17 protein-coding genes are annotated in these 24,515 nt (G+C 70.1%); 10 read left to right on the top strand and 7 right to left on the bottom strand.

The features are described 5' to 3' along the window. Positions 1-46: 46 nt before the first annotated feature. Positions 47-823 carry a Uma2 family endonuclease gene (locus tag WG209_RS04090; RefSeq protein ID WP_337173733.1) on the top strand — a complete coding sequence of 259 codons (777 nt, stop codon included), beginning with the start codon at positions 47-49 and terminating at the stop codon, positions 821-823. 19 nt (positions 824-842) lie between these two features. On the opposite strand, the gene WG209_RS04085 is transcribed toward WG209_RS04090, so the two are convergent. Next, positions 843-3,365, bottom strand: coding sequence for a serine/threonine-protein kinase (locus WG209_RS04085; RefSeq protein ID WP_337173732.1), 2,523 nt, complete (start codon positions 3,363-3,365; stop codon positions 843-845). 323 nt (positions 3,366-3,688) lie between these two features. Here WG209_RS04085 and WG209_RS04080 point away from each other — a divergent pair, with 323 nt between their 5' ends. Further along, positions 3,689-4,024 carry a hypothetical protein gene (locus tag WG209_RS04080; protein WP_337173731.1) on the top strand — a complete coding sequence of 112 codons (336 nt, stop codon included), beginning with the start codon at positions 3,689-3,691 and terminating at the stop codon, positions 4,022-4,024. Between the two features lie 12 nt (positions 4,025-4,036). On the opposite strand, the gene WG209_RS04075 is transcribed toward WG209_RS04080, so the two are convergent. From WG209_RS04075 to WG209_RS04055, 5 genes are all read right to left on the bottom strand, one after another. Continuing rightward, positions 4,037-4,519, bottom strand: coding sequence for a hypothetical protein (locus WG209_RS04075; protein WP_337173730.1), 483 nt, complete (start codon positions 4,517-4,519; stop codon positions 4,037-4,039). Next, on the bottom strand, positions 4,485-6,038 hold the full coding sequence (locus tag WG209_RS04070) for a SpoVR family protein (RefSeq protein WP_337173729.1): 1,554 nt from the start codon (positions 6,036-6,038) through the stop codon (positions 4,485-4,487). Before WG209_RS04070 ends, WG209_RS04075 begins: the two co-directional genes overlap by 35 nt. A 63-nt stretch (positions 6,039-6,101) precedes the next feature. Continuing rightward, the gene (locus tag WG209_RS04065) at positions 6,102-6,782 is read right to left on the bottom strand and encodes a Uma2 family endonuclease (protein WP_337173728.1); all 681 of its coding nucleotides are present in this window, start codon (positions 6,780-6,782) and stop codon (positions 6,102-6,104) included. Position 6,783: 1 nt separating this feature from the next. Further along, entirely contained in the window at positions 6,784-7,887 is a 1,104-nt protein-coding gene (locus tag WG209_RS04060; RefSeq protein ID WP_337173727.1) for a DUF444 family protein, read from the bottom strand. A 408-nt stretch (positions 7,888-8,295) separates the two neighbouring features. Further along, positions 8,296-10,353 carry a serine protein kinase gene (locus WG209_RS04055; RefSeq protein ID WP_337173726.1) on the bottom strand — a complete coding sequence of 686 codons (2,058 nt, stop codon included), beginning with the start codon at positions 10,351-10,353 and terminating at the stop codon, positions 8,296-8,298. A gap of 629 nt (positions 10,354-10,982) precedes the next feature. Here WG209_RS04055 and WG209_RS04050 point away from each other — a divergent pair. The 7 genes from WG209_RS04050 (at position 10,983) to WG209_RS04020 (ending at position 19,534) form a co-directional block, all read left to right on the top strand. After that, positions 10,983-12,197, top strand: coding sequence for a serine/threonine-protein kinase (locus tag WG209_RS04050; protein WP_337173725.1), 1,215 nt, complete (start codon positions 10,983-10,985; stop codon positions 12,195-12,197). Positions 12,198-12,462: 265 nt separating this feature from the next. Further along, on the top strand, positions 12,463-13,116 hold the full coding sequence (locus tag WG209_RS04045; protein WP_337173724.1) for a hypothetical protein: 654 nt from the start codon (positions 12,463-12,465) through the stop codon (positions 13,114-13,116). A 136-nt stretch (positions 13,117-13,252) separates the two neighbouring features. After that, positions 13,253-14,419: an AI-2E family transporter gene (locus WG209_RS04040; protein WP_337173723.1), complete on the top strand. Its 1,167-nt coding sequence runs from the start codon at positions 13,253-13,255 to the stop codon at positions 14,417-14,419. A gap of 72 nt (positions 14,420-14,491) precedes the next feature. Then, on the top strand, positions 14,492-16,066 hold the full coding sequence (gene crtI / locus WG209_RS04035; RefSeq protein WP_337173722.1) for a phytoene desaturase family protein: 1,575 nt from the start codon (positions 14,492-14,494) through the stop codon (positions 16,064-16,066). After that, positions 16,063-17,622, top strand: coding sequence for a phytoene desaturase family protein (gene crtI, locus WG209_RS04030; RefSeq protein WP_337173721.1), 1,560 nt, complete (start codon positions 16,063-16,065; stop codon positions 17,620-17,622). Before crtI (WG209_RS04035) ends, crtI (WG209_RS04030) begins: the two co-directional genes overlap by 4 nt. Beyond that, entirely contained in the window at positions 17,619-18,395 is a 777-nt protein-coding gene (locus WG209_RS04025; RefSeq protein WP_337173720.1) for a lysophospholipid acyltransferase family protein, read from the top strand. The genes crtI (WG209_RS04030) and WG209_RS04025 overlap by 4 nt, the downstream gene beginning before the upstream one ends. After that, positions 18,392-19,534: a glycosyltransferase family A protein gene (locus tag WG209_RS04020; RefSeq protein ID WP_337173719.1), complete on the top strand. Its 1,143-nt coding sequence runs from the start codon at positions 18,392-18,394 to the stop codon at positions 19,532-19,534. The genes WG209_RS04025 and WG209_RS04020 overlap by 4 nt, the downstream gene beginning before the upstream one ends. A gap of 659 nt (positions 19,535-20,193) precedes the next feature. Here the strand turns inward: WG209_RS04020 and WG209_RS04015 are convergent. Then, positions 20,194-20,613 (bottom strand): hypothetical protein, encoded by a 420-nt coding sequence (locus WG209_RS04015; protein ID WP_337173718.1) that lies wholly within the window; start codon positions 20,611-20,613, stop codon positions 20,194-20,196. 167 nt (positions 20,614-20,780) lie between these two features. On the opposite strand from WG209_RS04015, the gene metH reads away from it, so the two are divergent. After that, positions 20,781-24,491, top strand: coding sequence for a methionine synthase (gene metH, locus WG209_RS04010; protein WP_337173717.1), 3,711 nt, complete (start codon positions 20,781-20,783; stop codon positions 24,489-24,491). The last annotated feature ends 24 nt before the right edge of the window (positions 24,492-24,515 follow it).

Genomic DNA, 24,515 nt, shown 5'->3' with positions numbered 1-24,515 from the left:
TTGGTCGCGACCCAGCCTACGGGAACTAGACTCGGAGGGCCGAGCGATGGGAACCTCGATCGCGCGATCGCCGGAAGACCTGCTCCTCTATCCCGACGACGACGGCGAGCCGATGTCGGACAACACGGTCCAATTCCGCTGGATATGCACGATCGTCGAGGGCCTGCAATTCCTCTTCCGCGACCGCCCCGACGTCTTCGTCGCCGGCAACCTCCTCTGGTACGCGCGAGAAGGATTCCCCGAGGTCCGCACGGCGCCCGTCGCCATGGTCGTCCTCGGCCGTCCCAAGGGGGAACGCGGGTCGTACATGCAGTGGCGGGAAGCGGGCGTGCCGCCGACCGTCGTCTTCGAGGTCCGCTCGCCCAGCAACACCGACGCCGAGATGAAGCGTAAGCGAGTCTTCTATGAGCGACACGGGGTCCGGGAATACTACTTCTTCGACCCCGACGGTCGAACTCTCCAGGGCTGGATCCGCCGCGGCGACCGGCTTGATGAGATCGACGACATCCGCGGCTGGACGAGCCCGCTGCTCGGGATCCGGTTCGAGCCCGAGGGCCCCGAAGGCCTGACCATCTATCACCCGGACGGCTCCCCCTTCGACACCGCCCTGGAAGCCCGCGAGGACGCGCTCGCGGCGCGCGAGGCCGCCATGGAAGCCCTCGAGGCCGCGCGCGAGGAGCGCGGCCGCAAGCTCGCCGAGCGTCGTCGCGCCGAGGAGGCCGAAAGCCTCGCCGAAGCCGAACGCCAGCGGGCCGAGGCCGAGCGGGAGCGCGCCGAGCGATATCTGGCGAGGCTGCGAGAGCTGGGCGAATTGGAAGACTGACCGCCGCCGGCTCCGGCCGTCAGGGCCGCGGGCCGACTTCGGCCGGGTTCGCGCCATAGGAGGCGCCGCCGGGGCCGAGGAGCGAGTAGGAGGAGGGGAGCAGGCGGCCGTCGGGGGTCTGGCCGTTCATCGAGAAACGCACGCCCGTCTCGTCGAGGTTCCTTTCGGGGTAGAGCCGGGACCAGTCGGCCGAGGTCGCCGCGATGGCCTCCGACACGCCGGCCGTCGCCCAGGTCTCGCCCGTCACGTCGAACCGATTGCCGGAACCTTCCCAGGCGAGGGCCTTCGGGTCCCAGGGGGGCGAGGCGTCGACCAGCCGTTCCACCCTCGCGGCGCACGAGACGGCCTCGACCCGCAACGGCGACGTCTCGGGGAAGCCTTCCAGCTTCAGCAGCCCCTCGCCGGCGATGGTGCAGCGGGTGATCCCCACGAGCCGGCGGCCGTCGCGGACCCCGCCCCCTTCGAACACGGCCCGCGCGGCCCAGCCGCGGCGGACGGGGAGGTCCGCGTTCGCCGCCTCCATCGGCGTCCCGCCGGGCACGAACATCGAGCCCCGGAGCCGATGCTCCACGCCCGCCATCGCCCGGATCTCGACCGCCGCGTCGAAGCCCTCGAACCAGCAGCCCTGGGCCTCCAGGGCCCCCCCCTTGGCGACCACGGCGGTCGAGCCCGCGTATCCCAGCGCCGGGATCGTCCGGAACGCGCAATTTTCGAACTTCGCCCGGCCAGTCGCCAGGAACAGGGGAGGCGGCGGCTGGTCGGATGACGCGGATCGGGCGACCTCGATCGTCAGGTCGCGGAGCACCAGGTTCGCGCTCGAACCGGTCGAGATCCAGGGCTTATCCCCCAGCTCGACGCGCAGGACGGCCGCCCCGCCCGCCTCCCCCTCGATCTCGATCGTCCCCCGGCCGGAGAGGGTGCGGGCGGCGTCTGCCGGGATCGCGACGGGTTCCCCCCCCTTCACGACGACCACGCCCCGTCCCCCCAGCGCGGCCTCCAGCGCCGCGGAGAGGTCGGGCGCCGGGCGAGTGGAGCCGTCGCGGGCTCGGATCACGGCCGATGCCCCGCCCCAGTCGATCGTCGGCGCCTTCTTCGTCGCGGGCCTCGCCTTCGCCTCGATCGTCTCCGCCCCGCCGGTCGGCCACGCCTCCCCGAGCTTGCCCCGGCGGGCCGCCTCGACCCCCACCCCGACGGCGACGACCGCGAGCGCCGCCGCGGCGATCAGCCAGGGCCGTCGGGCCGGGTCGCCGACCCACGAGCCGACGGCCACGGTGCCCGTCTCGGCCGACGGGGTCGCCGAGGTCGAGGACGGCCTGGAGCCCGACCCGCCGAACCGCGCCCGGGGATTTCGGACGGATTCGGTGAGCGAGGGCCGCGGCCCCAGGTCGACCCGGAAGGGGAACGCCTCGGCGGCCGTCGCCGGCGCCGGATCGGCGTCGGGCGTGCTCGCCGCGAGGCCCTCCCCCGAGCCATGCCCCGCCCGCCGCGCCCCGACCAGGGCCGTCGGCTCCGAGGCCCCTCCCCCGGCGAATGGCAGGAGGGCGGCGGCGACCTCGCCGGGCGTCGCGAACCGCTCGCTCGGGTCCTTGCGCATCATCTTGCGGACGACGTCGGCCAGCCCCGTCGGCACGCCCGGCGCCTGCTCCTCCAACCGCGCCGGCTCCCGCGACTGGTGGGCGAACAGCTTCTCGGCGAGGCCGGGCTGAGGGAACGGGACCTGCCCGGCCATCGCGTGATAGAGCGTGCATCCCAGCGAATAGACGTCGCTGCGGATGTCGGCCGAGTGCGAGTGTCGCGCCTGCTCAGGGGCCACGTAGTCGAACGTGCCGACGGTCGCGCCGTCGCGCGTCACCTTGCCGTCGTCGGCCAGGTCCATCGCCAGGCCCATGTCGGCGAGCTTGGCGACCCCCTCGTGGGTCACGATCACGTTGTACGGGTTGACGTCGCGGTGGATCAGGCCCTTCTGGTGGGCGTGGTCCAGCCCCAGCGCGATCTGCCGGCCGAAGCGCGCCGCGGCCTCCGGCGCCAGCCTCCCCTGCGTGGCGATGTGGAACCCCAGCGTCTTGCCCTCGATGTACTCCATCACCAGGAAGTGGCGGCCCTGGACCTCGCCGAAGTCGTAGAGCCGCACCAGGTTCTCGTGCTGGAGCTGCGCCCCGACTCGCGCCTCGCGCTGGAAGCGGGCGATGGCGCGAGGGTTGTTGATCCGCTCCGGCGACAGGATCTTCAGCGCCACCTGGCGGCCCAGGCGGGAGTCGCGAGCCAGGTAGACTCGCCCCATCCCCCCCTGCCCCAGCAGGTCCAGGAGGACGTAGCGGTCGACCTTGAAGCCCGTGGACCGCCCCGCCAGCAGTTGCTGCGCCTGCCAGAGCGTCAACAGCTTGAGCTGCACCGCCTGGCGGCCGAGCCGGCGGTCGACGTGGTCCTCGTCGTGGCGCTTCTCCGGGACGATCGCCTCCCAGCACGCGGCGAGGCCCTCGGCGTCGATCAGCCCGCTCTGGAGCGCGGCCTTCCAGAATCGCGTCTTGGTCGGGTCGAGCATGGCGCGTCCAGGGCCGACCCGCGTCGCGGCGGGAGGGTCGGTGGGGTCGTCTCGGTGCCGAGGTCATTTGCCTCGCAATCGCGACTCTTAATCTAACCCGCGAGCGGCCCTGGCTTCAACCAAGCCCCCGCGCGAGGGGATCCGCCTCCCGCGGATCGGCGACGGACATCGGCGAAATCGGGCCGGCCTCACCTGGAATCGGCGTCACCGAACGGGCCCCGACTCCGTTACTCTCTCGCACGCATTGAGCCATTGAGGCACGCGGTGATCCCGCACGCCAAAACGCGAGGGCGGCGGTCAGGAAGGAAGGAGGGGGAAGGGACATGGAAGCTGGACGCCTGCTCCACGATCCCCGGAGGTTCCCGCGCATGTGGACGAATCTGATCCAACCGAAGTTCGACCCGACGTGCCGACGCGTGTTCCATGCCGATCGACAGGGCGCCCAGGCGCAGCTCGTGGCGCTCGAGGTCTGGAATCGGGCCACCGGGAGGGATCTCGGGGGGCGTCGCCTGGTCGTCTATCAATGCCCCCGATGCGGCGGGTATCACGTCGCGGCCCGCTTCGCCCCCCCGCCGAAGCGGCGCCAGGCGTCGGTGGCCATCGCCCGGGAGGCCGACGTGCTGTCAATCGACGCCGGCGACGAGGCCGACGTCGATTGACCGCGTGTCCGATCAGCGCGAGGAGGCGGCGATGTCGTCGGCGAGGCGTTCGACGACCTCGCGGGTAAAGTGGCAGCGGGCGGGCGACCGGAGCCGCTTGACCTCGTCGAAGGTGACGCGCTCGACGCGGCAGACGCCGTCGCGGCCGAGCCAAATCTCGTAATAGCCGCGGACGTCGCCGCGCCGGGAGGGCTCGCGGCTGCGGAGCAGGACCAGCCCCGCCCCGGCGTCGCTCTCCAGGATGCCGACCGGCTCCAGCAGGTACGTCAGCCGGGCGGACAGCCGCTCGCCCCAGGCGTTCAGGGCTTGCGGCGTCCAATCCCGGCGGTCGAGGGCCGCGTACTCCAGAGCGTCCAGGGCGACGCCCACGGAGTCCAGCGCCGCGATCTCGAGCCTCACGCGGTCGGGGCCGTCATGCACCTCGGTGGTGTAGGGCGGGGCGATGACCCGGGTGCTCTCGTCAAGCGCGTCGGCGATCTTTCGGCTCAGCGTCATGGGGAACGCCTCCCAGTGGTCGGATGGTGTGATCGGTCCCGTCGAACGAGAGGAGCGTCGGCCGACCGTCCACGACGGTCTCCAGGTTGACCGGGCGCGTCCACAGGCGGTGCAGGTGCCGGATCGTGTCCTGGGCGTAATCCAGGCGCAGGTCGACGCCGAAGTGTTCGTGCGTCAGGTACATCTCGCCCCGGTTGCGATGGTTGCCGTCCTTCACGCGGATGATCGGCTGGCCGAAGTTGGTCAGGTTGAACAGGAGCCGCTCCTTGATCTTCTTGAACTCGCGGCTCTCGATCTCGTACAGGTCGCTCTGGTCGTTGTGCTTGAAGCTGAAGAGGTTGTAGCGCTTGCAGAAGTCCTGGGTCAGGAAGGTGTCGATGAACGTGACGTCGTTGTGGATCTTGCGGACCTCGAAGATCTTCTGGCGCCCCAGGCCGAGCTGCCTGTCCCAGCGGCGCTTCTCCTCGTAGTCGTCGCACGCGTCCCACTCGGGCCCGAACTGGCCCTTGTTCCAGCGCTCCTCGACGTCGCGCAGCAGCTCGATGCCGAGCTTGTACGGGTTGAGGCGGCCGGGCTGCGTGGCCATGGTGCCGGAGTGATGATCGGCATAGTCCAGCACCTCCGATGAGTGCAGGAGTTTCTGCGTCATCATGGTCGAGTGCCAGTATGACGCCCATCCCTCGTTCATGATCTTGGTCTGGCCCTGGGGGGCGAAGTAGTACGCCTCGTCGCGGATGATCGCCAGGACGTCGTGCTGCCAGGGCTTCAGCGGGGCGTGCTCCAGCAGGAACAGGAGGACGTCGCGCTCGGGGCGGTCGGGGAACGACGAAGGCCGGGCATTGCGGCGCTCCTCCTCGCGGGCGAGACGCTCGCGCTCCAGGACGTCCTTCGGGTTGATGAAGTCGTCCATGTACGGCTTGCTCTGGAACCTCGACGGCCGGGCCTCGTCCTCGGCCTCCTGCTCGAAGTCGTAGCGGTCGACGGGATCCCTGCGCTTGATGTGGGGGGAGTAGACGTCGATCAGGTTCTCCAGCGACAGGCACGAGTCGATGAAGCCCTCGACCTCGTCCTCGCCGAAGCGGTCCATGTGCGACCGGATCCGGCTGCCGTGGTTGGCCGTCTCGTCCATCATCTTGCGATTCGTCTGGCCGAACCAGATGTTGTTCTTGAAGAAGTCGTTATGCCCGTAGACGTGGGCCATCACGAGCTTCTGGTCGACGAGCTGGTTGCAGCGCAGGAGGTAGGCGTAGCAGGGGTCGTTGTTGATGACCATCTCGTAGATCTTCTGGAGCCCGTAGCGATAGCCCTTGGAGAGCTGCTGGTACTCCATCCCGAACCGCCAGTGAGGATAGCGGGTTGGGAAGCCGCCGAACGCGGCGATCATGGAGATCTCGTCGTAGTCGCAGACCTCGAAGATGCAGTCGTAGAAGTCGAGCCCGTACTCGCGGGCGTAGCCCTCGGTCTCGACCTGGATGGCCCGAAGGTCGGCGGGCAGGTCGTGGCTGTTGGCGATCGACATGGCTTCGGCCCTCCGTCTCGGGATCGGTCGCGAATCACAGGCCCGCGGGCGAATCTCGTCGGCTCATGGCCTCCCCCCGCGACGGCGAGGGGCGACGACCTCGGCGGCCCAGCGCCGGACCTCGTCCATCCAGGCGGTCACGCCGGCGGCGTTCGCCCGCGCGACCCAGTCTCGGACCTCGGCGGGCTTGACGCCGGGGATCGCCACGCTCGCCTCGGCCCCGGCGTATCGGCCGTCGTCCCCGAGGACGAGCATGAGCACCTCCTCGGGCGTGCAAATCCAGACCTCCGGCACGCCTAGCCGCCGATAGACCTCGATCGAGTCGTCGGCGTCGTGGGCGACCACCACCTCGACCGCCAGGTCGGGGGGCGGGTCGCGCCTCGGGTCGATGGTCGCCTTCCCCTGGATCCGGGCGTGGTTGGCGATGTAGTAGGTCTCGTCCCCCTCGACGCCCCCCCTCTTCCCACGGCGGCGGAAGGTCGTCGAGCCCGCCGGGATGAACGCCAGGCCGAGCCCGGCCAGGGTCGACGCGATGAAGTAGTCGACGAGCTTCTTCAGGTTCTCGTGGCGATAGGAGGGCGACACCAGCGACAACCTCCCGTCGAGATAGGTGATCCGGGGGAGGCCGCGCGGGCCGCGCAGGCGGAGCATCGCCACGTAGCCGGCCCAGTCGACCCCCTCCAGGGCGACGAGCTGGTCGCCGTCGGCCTCGCGCGTGGAACCGGTCGTCGCGGCGGTCGCCATCTCATCGCCCCCGGCCGAGGAATTCCTTGATGGACTCGTAGATGCCTTCCTTGTTTCGGATCTCGGACAGGGCGAGGTTGGGGACGTTCTCGAAGGCGTCCTCCAGCTCGCGGTAGAACTCGCCCGAGCCGTAGGGGCTCTCGACCTGGCCGTAGCCGAAGAGGTTGCACCTGGGGAGAAGGCGGTCGCGCAGGAGCGAGATGCAGTTGCGGTTGTCCTCGCCCCAGTTGTCGCCGTCGGAGAAGTGCAGGACGTAGACGTTCCAGTCGATCGACGGGTGGTCCTCCTCGATGATCTTGTCGGCGAGGGTGTAGGCCGAGCTGATCCGCGTCCCGCCGCTCTCGCGGGTGTGGTAGAAGGTGTGCTCGTCGACCTCGCGGGCGAGGGCGTCGTGGATGATGTAGCGGGTCGTCACGCCGTCGTACTGGCTCTTGAGCCAGGCGTCGATCCAGAACGCCTCGGTGCGGACGATCTCCTTCTGGTCGTCGGTCATGGAGCCGGAGACGTCCATCAGGTAGAGGACGACGGCGTTGAACCGCGGCGCGGTGATCGGGTTCCACGAGCGGTAGAGCTTGTCCTCGCGGATCGGGATCACCAGCGGGTCGCGCGGGTCGTACTGGCTGGAGGCGATCTGCCGCCGCAGCGCCTTCTTGTAGGTCCGCTTGAAGTGGCGGAGGCTCTCCGGGCCGGTCTGGCGGATCCCGGTGTACTTGTCCTTCTCCTCGACGATGTTGGCCTTCCCCTTCGGCTCGATCCGGGGGAGGGCCAGCTCCTCGCCGAGGATCTCGGCGAGGTCGTCGAGGGTCATCTCGACCTCCAGGATGTGCCGCCCGGGGGCGTCGCCGGCGCCGGGGCCGGACTCGCCGTCGCCGGAGCGGCCGATGGGGTCGCCGACGTCGCCGGGCCCCTGCCCCACGCCGCCGCGATTCTTGTCCCCGTAGCGGAACTCCGGGATCTCGATCTGGGGGAGCGGGATCGACACGAACTCCCCGCCCGTCTTGCCGATCAGCTCGCCATGCGTGATGTACTTGCGCAGGTCGGACTTGATCTTGCCCCGGACGATCTGCTTGAAACGATTGGCGTCGCGATCGATTTTTCGCACCACGGCTGATTGGCCCCCGCCGCTCGCTTGTGGTTGACGGTTCCCTTCCCCCGCGCCTCCGGCGCGTGCGGGACGTTGGACGCTCCGGCGGGCTTCATCCCGCCGGATCCCGGTTTGGCAAAGAGCGGTCTGGACGTCCCGGGCGGCGACGCCGGGGGAGGGTCTGGGACGAGGCTCGCGGTCGGAGGCCGGGCGAGCCGCCGCGCCGGGCCCCTCGCTGGCGAATTGTAGGGCTTCGCCGGGTTCGTTCAAGGCGTCGCGCGGGCGCCAGGTCGTCGCGGCTTCGGGAGGATCGTCGGCCCGCGGTCCGTCTCGGGCGCGTCTCCCCCCCCCCGCGAGGGGAGAACGGGGAGACGCGAGCCCGCGCCGGTTCGCGACGGCCCCCTGCCGACGGGCGGGGCCGCGGCCCGATCAGTGGCCGCCGCGCTTGACGTCGCCGCGGGCGAAGATGCTGGCGACGTAGTTGAGCACGTCGGTCGCCGAGTCCTCGTCGTATCCGTAGGTGCGGATCAGGCGGGACTTGACGATGTCGATCTTCTCCTGGGTGTCCTTGTCGACCACGCTGGAGACCAGGCTGGTGAGCTTGATCGTGTCCTTCTGGTCCTGGAACAGCTTGAGTTCCAGGGCCTTCTGGAGCCGCTCGTTGGTCCGGTAGTCGAACTTCCGGCCGTCGAGCGCCAGGGCGCCGATGTAGTTCATGATCTCGCGCCGGAAATCGTCCTTGCGGCTCTCCGGGATGTCGATCTTCTCCTCGATCGACCGCATCAGCCGCTCGTCCGGCTCCTCGGTCTGGCCGGTGTACTTGTTCTTGACCCGCTCGCGCTGGGTGTACGCCTTGACGTTGTCGATGTAGTTGCCGCAGAGGCGGGTCAGGGCGTCCTCGTCGGCGGCGATGGCCCGCTGGACCTCGTTCTTGACGATGTCCTCGTACTCCTCCTTCACCAGCGACAGCAGGTGGCGGTAGTGCTTGCGGGTCTCGTCGCTGTTGATGAGCGAGTGGTGCTTGAGGCCGGACTCCAGCTCGTTGAGGACCATGAACGGGTTGATGGACCGCTCGTTGGGGTGGGCGACCAGGGCGTTGGAGATCTTGTCCTGGACGTAGCGGGGGCTGATCCCCTGCATCCCCTCGCGCTCGGCCTCCTCGCGCAGCTCCTTGATGTTGTCCTCGGTGAAGCCGGGGAGGGTCTTGCCGTTGTACAGCTTGAGCTTCTGCATGAGCGTCAGCCCGGCGTTCTTCGGCTCCTCCAGCCGGGTGAGGACGGCCCACATGGCGGCGACCTCCAGCGTGTGGGGGGCCAGCCGCTTGCCGCGGACCTTGCGATCGTTGTAGTCCTTCTCGTAGATCTGGATCTCGTCGGCCAGGCGGGTGACGTAGGGGACGTCGATCTTGACCGTCCGGTCGCGGAGCGCCTCCATGAACTCGTTGGACTGGAGCTTCTTGTACTCGGGCTCGTTGGTGTGCCCGATGATCACCTCGTCGATGTCGGTCTGGGCGAACTTCTTGGGCTTGATCTTGTGCTCCTGGCTGGCGCCCAGGAGGTCGTAGAGGAACGCGACGTCGAGCTTGAGGACCTCGATGAACTCGATGATGCCCCGGTTGGCGATGTTGAACTCGCCGTCGAAGTTGAACGCCCGGGGGTCGCTCTCGGTGCCGTACTCGGCGATCTTGCGATAGTTGATGTCGCCGGTCAGCTCGGTGGCGTCCTGGTTCTTCTCGTCCTTGGGCTGGAACGTGCCGATGCCGACGCGGTCCTGCTCCGAGAGGATCACGCGACGGACCCGGACGTCGGCCGCGACGCGCGACCAGTCGCCGTCGTACCGCTCCATCCGATCGTTGAACATCTGGCGGCAGAACGGGCAGAGGTCGCCCGTGACGTCCAGCTCGTAGTGGTGCCCCCCGCCCTCGGCCAGCCTCGCCAGGACCTCGCCGCGGACGTCGCGGGGGATCAGGTGGAGCGGCTCCTCGTGCATGGGGCACTCGTGGTAGACCGTCTCTCCCTCGTGGCCGACGTCCTCCCAGCCGAAGCTGAAGAGCCGGCCCTCCTCGGAGCGGGAGTATCGCTCCAGCCCCTTCTTCAGCAGCCGGGCGAGCGTGCTCTTGGAGCTGCCCACCGGCCCGTGCAGCAGGAGCACGCGGCGCTCGGTGCCGTAGCGATGCGCGGCGCTCTTCAGGACGTTGACCAGGCTGATCATCGTCCGTTCCAGGCCGAAGATGGCGTCCTGGCCTCCGTCGTCGGGGTCGTCGAAGAACTTGTAGCGGACCAGCTTCTCCTTGTCGACGACGACTTCCTCGGTCCCCTTGCTGATGATCATGTCGTAGAGGCGCTGGTACGCCGTGCGGACCACCCCGGGGTCGTCGCGGACGACCTCGAGGTACTCGGCGAACGTGCCGGTCCAGTGCTTCTGCCGGTATTCGTCGGGATCCTGGCGGCGGGCGACGAGGGCGATCAGATCCGATCCTGCGGACATGTCTGGGCTCCTCCTGAAAGTCGATCGATGAGGGCGTAGACGACCGAGAGGGCCGATCGAGGCCGTGGAGGCGGGTCGGGGCGCGCCGCCCCGCACCGGCTCCGAGGCGCGACCGCATTGCCAACGTGACCGAGGCGACGGGGAGGGCTCGACCGGTCGGATGTCCCGAGCAGATGGCGACCGGCGGGCGAAAGGGGATCGAGACCGGGATGGATGAGACGGACGGGCCTCCCGAGGGAATCCGCGGGCCGCATGCCGGCCGCGCCCCGAGGGCGGGCCGACGATCGTCATTACAACCCCGTCGTCTCGGATCTGTCAAGCGAGGCGGCGGCCCCCCGCCACGCCCGTCGCCCCCCGTCGACATCCCGCCGGGCCGCGCGCCCGGCGCCGCGTCCTCGGCGCTCTCCCGGCCGTCGGCCCGGGGTTAGGACGTCGCCGACCCCCCGGAGGTTCGGCGCGAGGCTCGCATTGGGGGCGGATTGCGACCTTGCGAGGAGGGTCGCGGGTTTTCTCGGCGGGGCTTGCAATGCGTCGCCGAATCCCTCCCAATGAAGCCTCCGGCCTCGCCTCCGCCCCGGGCCGGGCCTTCGAGGCGGGGGGGCGCCATGTCACCGATGGAGTCGAAATCCGTGGCGCTCCCGGTCGTCCCAGGCTATGAGGTGGTCCGCCTGATCGGCCAGGGGGGGATGGGTCGCGTCTACCTCGCCCGCCATGGACGTCTGGGGCACATGGTCTGCATTAAGCTGCTGGCCGCCGGCGCCGGCCCCGACCCGTCCGTCGCCCGCGAGCGCTTCGAGCGAGAGGCCAGGCTGCTGGCCGCGGCCTCGCACCCCCACGTCCTGACCGTGATCGACTTCGGTGTCCTCGACGACGGCTCCCCCTACCTCGTCACCGAGTACGTCGAGCACGGCGACCTCCGCAAGCTCATGGCCGCCGGCCGCATCCCGCCGGCGCGGCGGCGGTCGATCCTGGGGCAGATCGGCGCGGCGCTGGCGCACATCCACGCCAAGGGGATCCTCCACCGCGACCTCAAGCCGGAGAACATCCTCGCGCCCACCGATTCGCTGGTGAAGGTCGCCGACTTCGGCCTGGCGGTCCTGGAGGACGACCGCGGCCGGCTGACGCGCACCAGCCAGGGGATCGGCACGCTGGTCTACGCCTCGCCGGAGCAGCAGGGGGGCGGCGCGGTCGACGCGCGCTCGGACCAGTACTCGCTCGCGGCGATCGCCTACGAGCTGCTGACGGGCAAGCGGCCCGTCGGGTCGTTCCGGCGGCCGTCGGAGGTCGACCCGACGCTCGACCGCCGCGTCGACGCCGTCGTGATGAAGGCCCTCTCCCCCTCCCCCGCCGACCGCTACGCCACGCTGGGGGCGTTCCTGGAGGATCTCGACCGCGCGCTGGCCCCGCCGACCTCCGCGCGACTGGGGACGGCGCTGATCGGCGTCGGCCTGATGGCGGCCGTCGCCGCGGTCCTGACCGGGCTCGTCCTCCGTCCCGTCCCCGAGCCCCCGCCGGTCCCACCCCCCGCCCCCGCCCCCCCGACGGCGGACGAGCCCCTCCCCCCGGCCGAGCCCTCCGAGGCGTTCCGCCGGCTCACCGAGATGCGCGCCCATGAGATCTGGCTCTCGCAGGGCTCCCCCGAGGGGGAGGCCGGCGAGGCCGTGAGCTTCTCCAACTGGGTGGAGGCCGAGAACCAGGTCCGCGAGGCCGTGAAGGGCCGCGCCTTCGAGATCTGGAAGTCGCAGGGGAGCCCCACCGGGGCCGCCGGCGACGCGCTCCGCGAGCCGAACATGCGGCTGGCGGAGGAGCAACTCCTCCGCGAGGCCCTGGGCGCAACCCCTTGAAGCCGCGGTCGAGGGTCGGGGCCGGCGACGCCCTGGGCCTTCGCAACAAATTGGGCTATCCTGGCAATCTAAACAATGTGCATTCGATCGATGCAAACCTGAAGAAATTTTTTTCGCGCTTAAGATCCGTTCGATCCGAACGTAGATAAGAGCGACGGAGGGGCGATCACGCCCGGGGGTCTCGACCCCGCGTGGGGGATGCGGCCCGGCGGGACCCCGCCCCGAGGCCGTCGACCGTGTCACGGACACCAAGGGAGCGACATCGATGAGGAAGCACCAGTTCACGCCCGACGGCGTCGTCGCGATGGAGGAGCGGGCCCTGCTCAGCGGTGGGCTCCGGTTCCCCGCGATCGCCGGGGGGGCCCACACGCTGGGCTACAGGGGGGCGTTCGTCCTCACGAGCCGGACCTACCAGCAGATCCAGGCCGGCGTGGACTCGGCCATCCAGAACTTCAACCGCACGGCGTTGACGCTATACGACCGCCAGGGCGGGTTCAGCCACGCGTTCTACTCCAGGCTGGGCGTGGGGACGTACGGCGACGGGGCCCGGCCGTACCTCTACGCCCGCGGCACGGCCCTGGCGAACGTCGACGCCCGCATGACGTCGCTGGAGTCCCGGCTGCCGTTCGGCGGCGGGCGGGGCGCGAACAACCCGACCGGCGGCTCGGGGCTGTCCAACCTCACCGCGCTGACCAGCCTGAACCCGGGGCTGGGGGGCTCGGTCGGCAACATGTCGGTGGCCGAGCTGCTGGAGACGGCCGTCGCCGTCTCGTCGACGCGCCAGGAGCTGGCGCAGAACATCAACACGGTCCGGACGCAGGTCCTGGCCTGGCACGGCCCCGAGATGGGCGTGCTCCCCTCCTACATCGCCGCGTTCGGCCCCGGCGGGGCCCGCTACTTCGGCACCCGCAACACCTGACCCCGGCGCGGCCCCGGCCGGCGAAGCCCCGGCCGGGGCCCCTCGAATCGTGCCTCGCCCCTTGAAGTCGGGGCCCCGCGGCGGGAGATTGGAGTCGCGCCCGCCCGAGATCGAGGCGACGAGGAGCGACCCCGCCGTGGATGCGACCCCCGAGCCCCCCGCCGAGTCGACCACGAGCGTCGACGCCGCCCCAGGACCGCCGCCGGGCGCGCCCCCCGCCGCGCCCTCGGCCGCCGACCTGCTGGAACGGGCCGCCGACATGGGGGGCCTGAACACCCTGGCTCTCGTCCTGGTCGTGGTCGCGACCAGCCTCTACCTGCTGGAGCGCCTGGAGCCGGTCCTCCGGCCGCTGCTCATCGCGGTCCTGCTCTGCTACCTCTTCCTGCCGCTCTACCATCGGCTCCGCCGCCGGACCTCGGCGATGGTCGCGTTCCTGCTGATCAGCGTCGGCTTCACCGTCGGCGCGCTGGGGATCGGCCGGATGATCTACCACGACGTCGCCACCCTCGACCAGAACCGGCCGCGATACCAGGAGCGCGAGGCCGAGCTGGAGCGCCTCGCCCGCGCGACGGCCGCCCGGCTGATCCCCGGCGCCGACCCCAGGCCCGCCGAGGGGGCCGAGGTCGAGCCCGAAGTCTCCCTGACCGCCGAGCTGTCGCAACGGCTGGTCCGGGGGGCGGCGTCGGCCTTCGTCTCGATCGGCCTGGAGTCGATCGTGATCGCCTTCTACATGATCTTCCTCCTCCAGTCGGCGGCCGGCCTGCCGGGGCGGATCCGGGCGAGCTTCTCGTCGGATCGCGCCGGGCGGATCATGGAGATCGTCGAGACGATCAACCGGGCGATCTCCGACTACCTCCGGGTGAAGGTCCAGGCGAGCCTGATGGTCGCCCTGCCGGTCTGGGGCCTGTGCGAGGCCTTCGGCGTCACGGGGGGGGCGACCTGGGGCGTGCTCACCTTCTTCGGCAACTTCCTCCCGTACATCGGGCCCCTGATCGCGATCATCCCCCCCCTGGCGATCGCGCTCGTGGAGTTCCCCATCATCTGGCCCCCGCTGGCCTTCGGCGCGGTCCTGCTGGCGATCCACGGGGTGACCTCGAACCTGATCGAGCCGGCCATGACGGGCAAGGCATTGGGGCTCAACCCGCTGGTGGTCCTGGTCGGCCTGGCGTTCTGGAGCCTGCTCTGGGGGTTCGTCGGGATGGTCCTGGCGGTGCCGCTGACGGTCATCTTCAAGATCGTCCTGGAGCACACGCCGGCCACCCGCCCGATCGCCCGCCTGATTTCGGAACAGGATTCGCTGTAATTTCCGTCGATCCCGGACGGCCCGTACAATTCACGCCGGGCGAAACGAGGGGCGCAAGGGGACGAGACGCGAATGCCGCAACCGAAGCGCGTGGTGATCGTCGGGGCGGGACCGGGAGGGCTGGCCTCGGCCATGCTCCTGGCGTCGGCCGGTTATCGGGTCACGGTCCTGGAACGCCAGCCGCGAGTCGGGGGGAGGACGTCGAGCTTCGAGGCCGACGGCTTCCGGTTCGACCTGGGGCCGACCTTCTTCCTCTATCCCCGCGTGCTGGAGTCGATCTTCCGGGCCGTCGGCCGCGACCTCCACGCCGAGATGCCGATGGTCCGGCTGGACCCGCAATATCACCTGGTGTTCGGCGGCGGCGGGGAGATCCGCGCGACGCCGGACATCCCCCGGATGGAGCGGGAGATCGCCGCGTTCTCGCCCGAGGACGCCGGCCGGCTGCGACGGTTCCTGGACGACAACCGCCGCAAGATGGACCAGTTCCGGGCGGTGCTGGAGTCCCCCTTCTGCCGCCTCCGCGACATGGCCTCCCCCCGGCTGACGAAGATGCTCCCCCTGCTCCGCCCCTGGCTCTCGCTGGACGGGGAGTTGAAGCGCTACTTCCGCGACCCTCGCGTCCGGCTGGCGATGACGTTCCAGTCGAAGTACCTGGGGATGTCGCCGTTCAACTGCCCGAGCCTGTTCTCCATCCTCTCGTTCCTGGAGTACGAGCACGGCGTCTTCCACCCCATCGGCGGCTGCGGCGCGGTGTCCGAGGCGATGGCCAGGGCCGCCGAGGAGATGGGGGCGACGATCTCCCTGGACGACCCGGTCGAGGAGATCCTGTTCCGGGGCCGGAAGGCGGTGGGCGTCCGGTCGCGGTCCGGGGTCCACGAGTGCGACGCCCTGGTCATCAACGCCGACTTCGCCCGCGCCATGACCCGCCTGGTCCCGGACCGCTTGCGGCCCAGGTGGTCCGACCGCAAGATCGCTCGCAAGCGGTTCTCCTGCTCGACGTACATGCTGTACCTGGGGATCGAGGGGCGGCGCGACGACCTGGCGCACCACACCATCTACCTGTCGCGCGACTACGTCGGGAACCTGGCGGACATCGAGAGCCGGCACGTCCTCTCGCGCGACCCGTCGTTCTACGTCCAGAACGCCTGCGTCACCGACCCGTCGCTCGCCCCGCCGGGGATGAGCACGCTCTACGTCCTGGTGCCGGTGACGCACCAGCACGGGAACGTCGACTGGCCTCGCGAGGCCCCGGCCTTCCGGGAGCTGGCGCTCGACCAGCTCGCGAAGGTGGGGCTCTCGGACATCCGGTCGCGAATCGTCTACGAGCGGCAGGTCACGCCGGCGGACTGGGACGTCGACTACGAGATCCACCTCGGGGCGACGTTCAACCTGGCGCACAACCTGTCGCAGATGCTCTACCTCCGGCCGCGGAACCGCTTCGAGGGGCTGGACTCGGTCTACCTCGTCGGTGGGGGGACGCACCCTGGGAGCGGGCTGCCGGTGATCTACGAATCGGCCCGGATCACGTCCGAGCTGGTGGGATCCGACCTGGGGCTGCCGGTCCCGGTCGGTCGCGACGAGATGCCGATGACGCCGACGGGCGTCGAGGCCGTGGCCCCGGGCGTCCCGGGGGGAGTGGACCTATGAAGAAGACGGGGCGCGTGGGGGTGGTCGGCGGCGGGCTGGCGGGGCTGGCCTCGGCCTGCGTCCTCGGGGCGCGGGGGTACGACGTCGTCCTGTTCGACAAGAACCCCTGGCTGGGGGGGAAGGCGGCCGTGCTGTCGGAGGGGGGGTGGCGGTTCGACATGGGGCCGACCATCCTGCTGATGCCCTCGGTCCTGGCCCGGATCTTCGCCGAGGCGGGCCGCGACCTGAAGGACGAGCTGGACCTCGTACCGCTCGACCCCCAGTGGCGGTCGTTCTTCGACGACGGCACGGTGCTGGACCTCCACGCCGACCGCGCCAGGATGGCCGAGGCGCTCGACGCCTTCGCGCCGGGATCGGGGGCGGGGGGGCAGTACGGGCGGTTCCTCGACTATTCCGAGCGGCTGGACGACATCTCGCGGCGGTTCTACTTCTGGAAGTCGATCGGCTCGGTCCGGGACATGTTCGACCCCGGCGCGTCGTTCAACGTCTCGACCCTGGGCGACCTCGTGAAGATGCGGCCGTGGAGCACGGTGGGCAAGACCGTGCGGTCGTTCGTGAAGGACGCCCGCGTGGCGCAGATGCTCGACCACTTCACGCAGTACGTCGGCTCGTCGCCCGACCTGTCGCCGGCCATCCTCTGCGGCATCGCCCACATGCAGACCGGCGAGGGGGTCTGGTATCCCCGCGGCGGCACCCGCGCCGTGGCCGAGGCCCTGGCCAGGCTCGCCGCCGATCTGGGCGTCGAGCTGGTGCCCGACGCCGACGTGACCTCGATCCGGACCGACGCCGCCGGCGCGGCCTCGGGCGTGACGCTGGCCGACGGCCGCGAGTTCCCGCTCGCCGCGGTGGTCTCGAACTCCGACGCCGTCCGCACCCATCGCGAGCTGCTCGCCGGCCGCCCGGCCGCGAGGGCCTTCGAGGGCCGTCGCAAGTACGAGGCGGCCTGCTCCGGCGTGGTCATGTACCTGGGGCTCGACCGCCGCCAAGAACAGCTCCGGCACCACGACTTCGTCTTCTCGCGCGACCCGCACGAGGAGTTCGACTACATCTACAACATCGGGGAGCCCGCCCCCGACCCCACCTGCTACCTCTGCGCCACCGCGGCCACCGAGCCCGAGACCGCGCCGCCGGGGGGCGAGGCGCTGTACATCCTGGTCCACGCGCCCTACCTCCGCCCCCATCACGACTGGAAGGCCATGTATCCGGCCTACCGGAAGGTGATCCTCGACAAGCTCGCGAGGACGGCGGGCCTGACCGACCTGGAAAGCCACATCAAGGTCGAGCGGTGGCTGACCCCCCAGGACATCCACGACCGTTACCGCGTCCTGGACGGCGCCATCTACGGGCTGGCGAGCCACGGGCGGCTGAACGGGGCGTTCAAGCCCGCGAACCGGAGCCCGGACGTGCCGGGGCTCTACCTGACCGGGGGCGCGGCGCACCCGGGGCCGGGGATGCCGATGGTGATGATGTCGGGCTGGATCGCGGCCGACGCCCTGGACTCCGACGGCATCGTCGAGCGCGTCCGCGACCGGACGCCGGCGGGCGCGGCGGGATGAGCCTCCCCAGGCGCTCGGAGTGGTTCTTCCGCGGCTTCCGGAAATACGCCCGACGGTACATCGCCCGCCACTTCCACGCCCTGCGGGTCGACCGCGACGGCCCGGCCCCCGTCGACCCGACGGGGCCGCTGGTCGTCGCCATGAACCACGCCTCCTGGTGGGATCCGATGACGGCCGTCGTCCTCAGCGAGCTGCTGGGCGCCGGCCGGGCCCACTACGCGCCGATGGACCAGCAGGGCCTGGACCAATACCGCGTCCTGGAACGGCTGGGGATCTTCGGCGTCGAGCTGGAGTCGGCCCGGGGGGGGATCGCGTTCCTGCGGAAGGCGACGGCCATCCTGGGCCGGCCGGAATCGGTCCTCTGGATCACGCCGCAGGGACGGTTCGCGGACGCCCGCGAGCGGCCGACGCGGTTCCGCGAGGGGTTGGGCCGACTTCTGCATCGGACGGCCGAGGTTTCCGTCATCCCGCTCGCCATCGAGTATCCTTTCTGGAACGACCGTCGCCCCGAGCTGCTCGTCCGCTTCGGCGGGACGATCGCCGTGGGCGACGGGGGTGCCCGGCCCGCCGAGGACTGGACCCGCCTGGTCGAATCCGCGCTCGAGGAGGCCCAGGACGCCCTGGCCGCGTCGAGTTGTTCGCGGGACGCCTCGCGCTTCGAGGCGTTGATCGCCGGGTCGGCCGGGGTCGGCGGGGTGTACGACCTGGGGCGTCGGCTGCGGTCGGCCCTCCGCGGCGAGGCGTTCTCGAAAGAGCATCGGATCCATCGATGACGGCGCTACTGATCGTCTGCCTGGCCCTGGCCCTCGTCCCGGCGGCGGTGTTCGCCGCGAACCTCCGGGCCTACCGGCCGCTCCCCCCGGCGGGGGACGGCCCGATCCCGCCGATCTCGGTCCTGATCCCGGCCCGCGACGAGGAGGCGGGGATCGGCGAGGCGCTCGCCTCCATCCTCGCCAGCCCCTCCCCGCTGGAGGTGGTGGTCCTGGACGACGACTCGGAGGACGGGACCGCCGAGGTCGTCCGCTCGATCGCCGCGAGGGACGACCGGGTCCGGCTGGTCTCCGGCGAGGGGCCGCCGCCGGGCTGGAACGGCAAGCAGCACGCCTGCTGGCGGCTGGCCCACGAGGCCCGCCACGACCTGTTCGTCTTCCTGGACGCCGACGTCCGCCTCGCCCCCGACGCCCTGCCCCGCGTCGCCCGGTTCATTGCGGATTCGGGCGCCGACCTGGCGAGCGGCATCCCGCGCCAGGTGACGGCGAGCCCGATGGAGAGGCTGATCATCCCGCTGATCCATTTCGTGATGCTGGGGTTCATGCCGATCTCGAGCATGCGGCGGACGCGGATCCCGTCGCTCTCGGCGGGATGCGGGCAGTTGTTCGTGGCGCGTCGCGACGGCTACTTCGACGCTGGGGGGCACGAGGCGATCCGGGCGTCGCGGCACGACGGGATCAAGCTCCCCCGGGCGTTCCGCGCGGCCGGGCTGAGGGTCGACCTGTTCGACGCGACCGACGCGGCCTCCTGCCGGATGTACCGCTCGGCCGGCGAGGTCTGGCGGGGCCTGTCCAAGAACGCCGGCGAGGGGCTCGCCGCGCCCAGGTTGATCGGGCCGATGTCGGTCATCCTCCTGGGCGGCCAGGTCGCGCCGTTCGTCCTGGCGGTCGCCGCGGCCCTCGGCCTCCCCCGCCCCTGGACGACGATCGAAGTCGCCCTGGCGGCCGCCGCCCTCCTCGCCGCCTGGCTCCCCCGGCTGGTCGCGGCGGCGCGGTACCGGCAGTCGTGGTTCGGCGCGGCGCTACACCCGATCGGCGTGGCGCTGCTGGTCCTGCTCCAGTGGAACGCCCTCGCCCGCGACCTGCTGGGCCGTCCCAGCACCTGGAAAGGCCGCGACCGGACGCCCGCGCCGGCCGAGTGAAGGGATGGCTCCGTTCTGGCTTCGTTCGTCGCGCCGCGACGCGTCGAAGTTTCACGCAATATCCATCATCACAACGACTTAACGATCGTTTCGCGTTGGCTTCGTTCGTCGTGTTCGAAGTGGTTTTTCGCCTCGCGTCGGGCTCGTCCGAGCGTGAAACGCGCGTGCCGTCTCCCAGGGGTTGAGACCCTGATACCTTTTCGGGGAGCGAGCCCGTTGAGCAGGCGTCGCGATCCTGGCGTCCCGAGACGGCGACGGTCTTCCCCCCTGGTGGGGGAAGACAGACTCCGAAGGAGTCAAAGGAGGGGGAGCCCGCCCGCCGAGCTTCGGAGTTCGGAACCTCGGCCCAGGCCGACGGCCGTGGGAAAGCCCCGGCAATCCGCGACGGCCATCCTACTCGCCCCCCCTCATCCGGCCCTTCGGGCCACGTTCCCCCACCGGGGGGGAAGGGCGTTGGGATGGCCGCTCGGGAGTCGTCGGCGAGGCCGCGGGCCTGGGCGCGCCAGGCAAGACGCGGCTTCCGTCGGCTTCCAATCCTGATGCCGGGTTGTCAAAGAACCGGGGAAGTCGCCTTCCCACGGTCATGATCCGCCGTGCGTCGGGAGGATTTCAGGAATATCGACGAAGGATGGGAAAAAACCACCAAGGCGTTCGGGGCGTCAGCCGACGTGGTGGAAGATGGCGAAGAGGACCAGGCCGAAGGCCGCGACCAGGAGCCACGACTTGACCTGAGCGCGGAGCGCCGGGGGCCAGAGAGGGGGATGGGCGCGGGCGCGGACGCGGCCGACGACCCCGGAGCAGGCGTGGTGGCGGGCGCGCAGGGCGAGGTCGGTGCCGCCGCAATCCAGGCAATGGTACTGGACCAGCGAGGAGGCGACGCAGGCGGCGAAGAGGGTGGAGAGGAACAGGTAGAGGTTCCGGACCTCCAACGAGTAGCGGAAGAGCGCCCAGACCCCCAGGAGCGCGACGGCGGCCAGCAGCGGGTTGGCGACCAGCCGTTGCTGCTCGACCAACGCCGCGTGGTCGATGATGATCGAATGCCTCGTCGTGTCGAGGTCGGGATCGAACGTGGTCATCATGCCCCCCTCCCCAAGTCTCCTTGACACCCTCCCGAACGGATCTCGATAATCCCTAGTCTTCAACGGAGTCAGATCGTCCCCCTTCCCAGGGCGCGCCTTCTCCGGGATCCTGCCGCGATGCGCGACGTCTCCCATGGCGGCCCACTTCCGATCGGATCCCAAGCATCGTGAGCAAGGTCATCCCCGCCGCGTCGTCGCGCCTCGAAGAAGCCCTGGCCGAGCGGATCCTCGTCCTCGACGGGGCAATGGGCTCGGTCATCTATTCGTACGAGCCCACCGAGGAAGATTACCGCGGGGCCCGGTTCGCGAACCATCCGATCCAGCTCAAGAATTGCACCGAGGTCCTGGTCCTCTCGCAACCGAAGATGATCGAGGACATCCACCGCGCCTATTTGGAGGCCGGCGCAGATATTATCGAGACCGACACCTTCAACAACAACCCCCTCTCCCTGGAAGAATTCGGCCTCGAGGAGCACGTCCGCGAGTTGAACGTCCGCGCCGTGGAGATCGCCCGGCGGGCGGCCGACGACTACACCCGGCGGAATCCCGCCAGGCCGCGGTTCGTGGCGGGGAGCATCGGGCCGACGAAGAAGCAGCTCTCGATGGGGATCCACGTCGAGGATCCGGGCCGTCGCGACGTGACGTTCGACGAGATGGTCGCCAACTACAAGGTGCAGATCGCCGCGCTGGTGGAGTCCGGGGTCGACCTGCTGCTGCCGGAGACCTCGTTCGACACGCTGGTGATGAAGGCGTGCCTGTTCGCGATCGACCAGTATTTCGAGGAGACCGGGCGGCGGCTGCCGGTGATGATCTCCGGCACCATCTTCGACAACAACCGCACCCTCTCCGCCCAGCCGGTCGAGGCGTTCTACTACTCGGTGTCGCACTACCCGGCGGTCAGCGTCGGCCTGAACTGCGCGGTGGGGGTCGACCAGATGCGCGGGTCGATCGAGGCGCTCTCGGCGATCTGCGAGACCGGCGTGAGCTGCTACCCCAACGCCGGGATGCCCGACGGCTTCGGCGGGTTCCAGGGGGACCGCGACCACACCGCCAAGGCGCTGGGCGAGTTCGCCCGCAACGGCTGGCTGAACCTGGTCGGCGGCTGCTGCGGCACGACGCCCGAGTGGATCGCCGCCATCGCGAAGGCCGTCGACGGCGTCCCCCCGCGCAAGGTCCCGGACCTGCCGGGGTACGCCACCTACAGCGGCATGGAGCCGCTGGTGGTGCGCCCCGAGACGAACTTCGTCATGGTCGGCGAGCGGACGAACATCACCGGCTCCAAGAAGTTCGCCCGGCTCATCAAGTCGGGCGACTACGAGGCGGCGCTCGCCGTGGCTCGCGACCAGGTGGAGGCCGGCGCGAACATCATCGACGTGAACATGGACGAGGGGCTCATCGACGGCGTCGCCGCGATGACGCGGTTCCTCAACCTGATCTCCGCCGACCCGGCCATCGCCAAGGTCCCCATCATGATCGACTCCTCCAAGTGGGAGGTGATCGAGGCGGGGCTGAAGTGCGTGCAGGGCAAGTCCGTCGTCAACTCGATCAGCCTGAAGGAGGGCGAGGAGAAGTTCCTCGAGCAGGCCAGGCTGGTGAGGCGCTACGGCGCGGCGGTGGTCGTGATGGCGTTCGACGAGACCGGCCAGGCGACCGCGAAGGACGACAAGGTGCGGATCTGCAAGCGGGCCCACGACCTCCTGGTCGAGAAGGCCGGCTTCGCGCCCGAGGACATCATCTTCGACGTCAACATCCTGACCGTCGGCACCGGGATCGAGGAGCACAACAACTACGCGGTGGAGTTCATCGAGGCCGTCCGCGAGCTGAAGCGGGTCCTGCCGAAGTGCAAGACGTCCGGCGGCGTGAGCAACGTCTCGTTCTCGTACCGCGGCAACGACGTGGTGCGCGAGGCGATGAACGCGGCGTTCCTCTACCACGCCATCCGGGCGGGGCTGGACATGGGGATCGTCAACGCCGGCCAGCTGGAGGTGTACGAGGAGATCCCCAAGGACCTGCTGGAGAAGGTGGAGGACGTGCTCCTCAACCGCCGCCCCGACGCGGCCGACCGCCTCACCGAGTTCGCCGAGACCATCAAGTCCGAGGGCAAGAAGGACAAGGGGAAGGACCTCGCCTGGCGCGACGCCCCGGTCGCCGAGCGGCTCAAGCACGCCCTGGTGACGGGGACCACCGACTTCGTCGAGCAGGACGTGGACGACGCGCTGAAGGAGTACCCCAAGCCGCTCTCGATCATCGAGGGCCCGCTGATGGACGGCATGAACGTCGTCGGCGACCTGTTCGGCGCCGGCAAGATGTTCCTGCCGCAGGTGGTGAAGAGCGCCCGCGTGATGAAGAAGGCGGTCGCCCAGCTCACCCCGCTGATGGAGGCGGAGAAGGCCCGCGCCCTGGCGGCCGGCGAGGCCGCGAGCGACCGCAAGGCCCGGGGCCGGATCGTGATGGCGACGGTGAAGGGGGACGTCCACGACATCGGCAAGAACATCGTGGGAGTCGTCCTGGCTTGCAACGACTACGAGGTGATCGACCTCGGCGTCATGATCCCCTGCGAGAAGATCCTGAAGACGGCGAGGGAGCACGACGCCGACGCGATCGGCCTCTCCGGGCTCATCACGCCGTCGCTGGACGAGATGGTCCACGTCGCCAGCGAGATGCAGCGCGAGGGCTTCGCGATCCCACTGCTGATCGGCGGGGCGACGACCAGCCAGAAGCACACCGCCGTGAAGATCGCGCCGCGGTACGAGGGGCCGGTCATCCACGTCAAGGACGCGTCTCGGAGCGTCGGCGTGGTCGACCGGCTGACGCGGCCCGAGGCGCTGGAGGCGCTCAACCGCGAGAACCGCGAGATGCAGGAACGCGAGCGCAAGGCGTTCGCCGGCCGTCGCGCGCGGAATCTGGTGTCGCTGGAGGAGGCCCGCGCCCGCCGCGCCCAGGTGGAGTGGGACCAGCCGCCGGCGAAGCCGTCGTTCACGGGGGTCCGCAGGCTGGACAAGTACCCGCTGGACAGGCTGGCCACGTTCATCGACTGGTCGCCGTTCTTCTCGGCGTGGGAGATGAAGGGGAAGTACCCCAAGATCCTGGACGACCCGACCTACGGCAAGGAGGCCCGCGATCTGTTCGAGAAGGGGAGCGCCCTGCTGGAGCGGATCATCAACGACGGCTCGCTGACGGCGAACGGCGTCTACGGCTTCTTCCCGGCCAACTCGGTCGGCGACGACGTGGTGCTGTACACCGACGAGTCCCGGACGGAGGAGCTGACGCGGTTCCACTTCCTCCGCCAGCAGTGGCAGCGCGACGGCCAGAACGAGTTCCGCTGCCTGGCCGACTTCGTCGCGCCGAGGGAGTCCGGGCTGGCCGACTACCTGGGGGCGTTCGCCGTCACGGCGGGGCTGGGCGCGCACGACCTCATCATGGAGTTCAAGCGCGACCTGGACGACTACAACGCGATCATGGTCGAGGCCCTGGCCGACCGGCTGGCCGAGGCGTTCGCCGAGGCGCTCCACGCCCAGGCCCGCCGCGACTGGGGCTTCGGCGCCGACGAGGGGCTGTCGCGCGAGGAGCTGATCGAGGAGAAGTACCGCGGCATCCGCCCCGCCGCCGGCTACCCCGCATGCCCCGACCACACCGAGAAGTCCACGCTCTGGAAGCTGATCGACCCGAAGAGCTCGGGGATCGAGATCACCGAGACGTTCGCCATGTACCCCGGGGCGTCGGTCAGCGGGCTCTACTTCTCCCACCCGAAGGCCCGCTACTTCGCCGTCGACTTCCTCCAGCGCGACCAGGTGGAGGAGTACGCCGCGCGCAAGGGCATGCCGCTGGCCGAGGTCGAGCGCTGGCTGGCGTCGAACCTCTCCTACGACCCGACGTGAGGCCCGCCCCCTGCCCCAACCCCG

The organism is Paludisphaera sp., from assembly GCF_037189885.1.
In the GTDB taxonomy this organism is placed as follows: Bacteria; Planctomycetota; Planctomycetia; order Isosphaerales; family Isosphaeraceae; genus Paludisphaera.
Note: the sequence above shows the minus strand (reverse complement) of the source record. Positions and strands in the feature narration are given on the sequence as shown.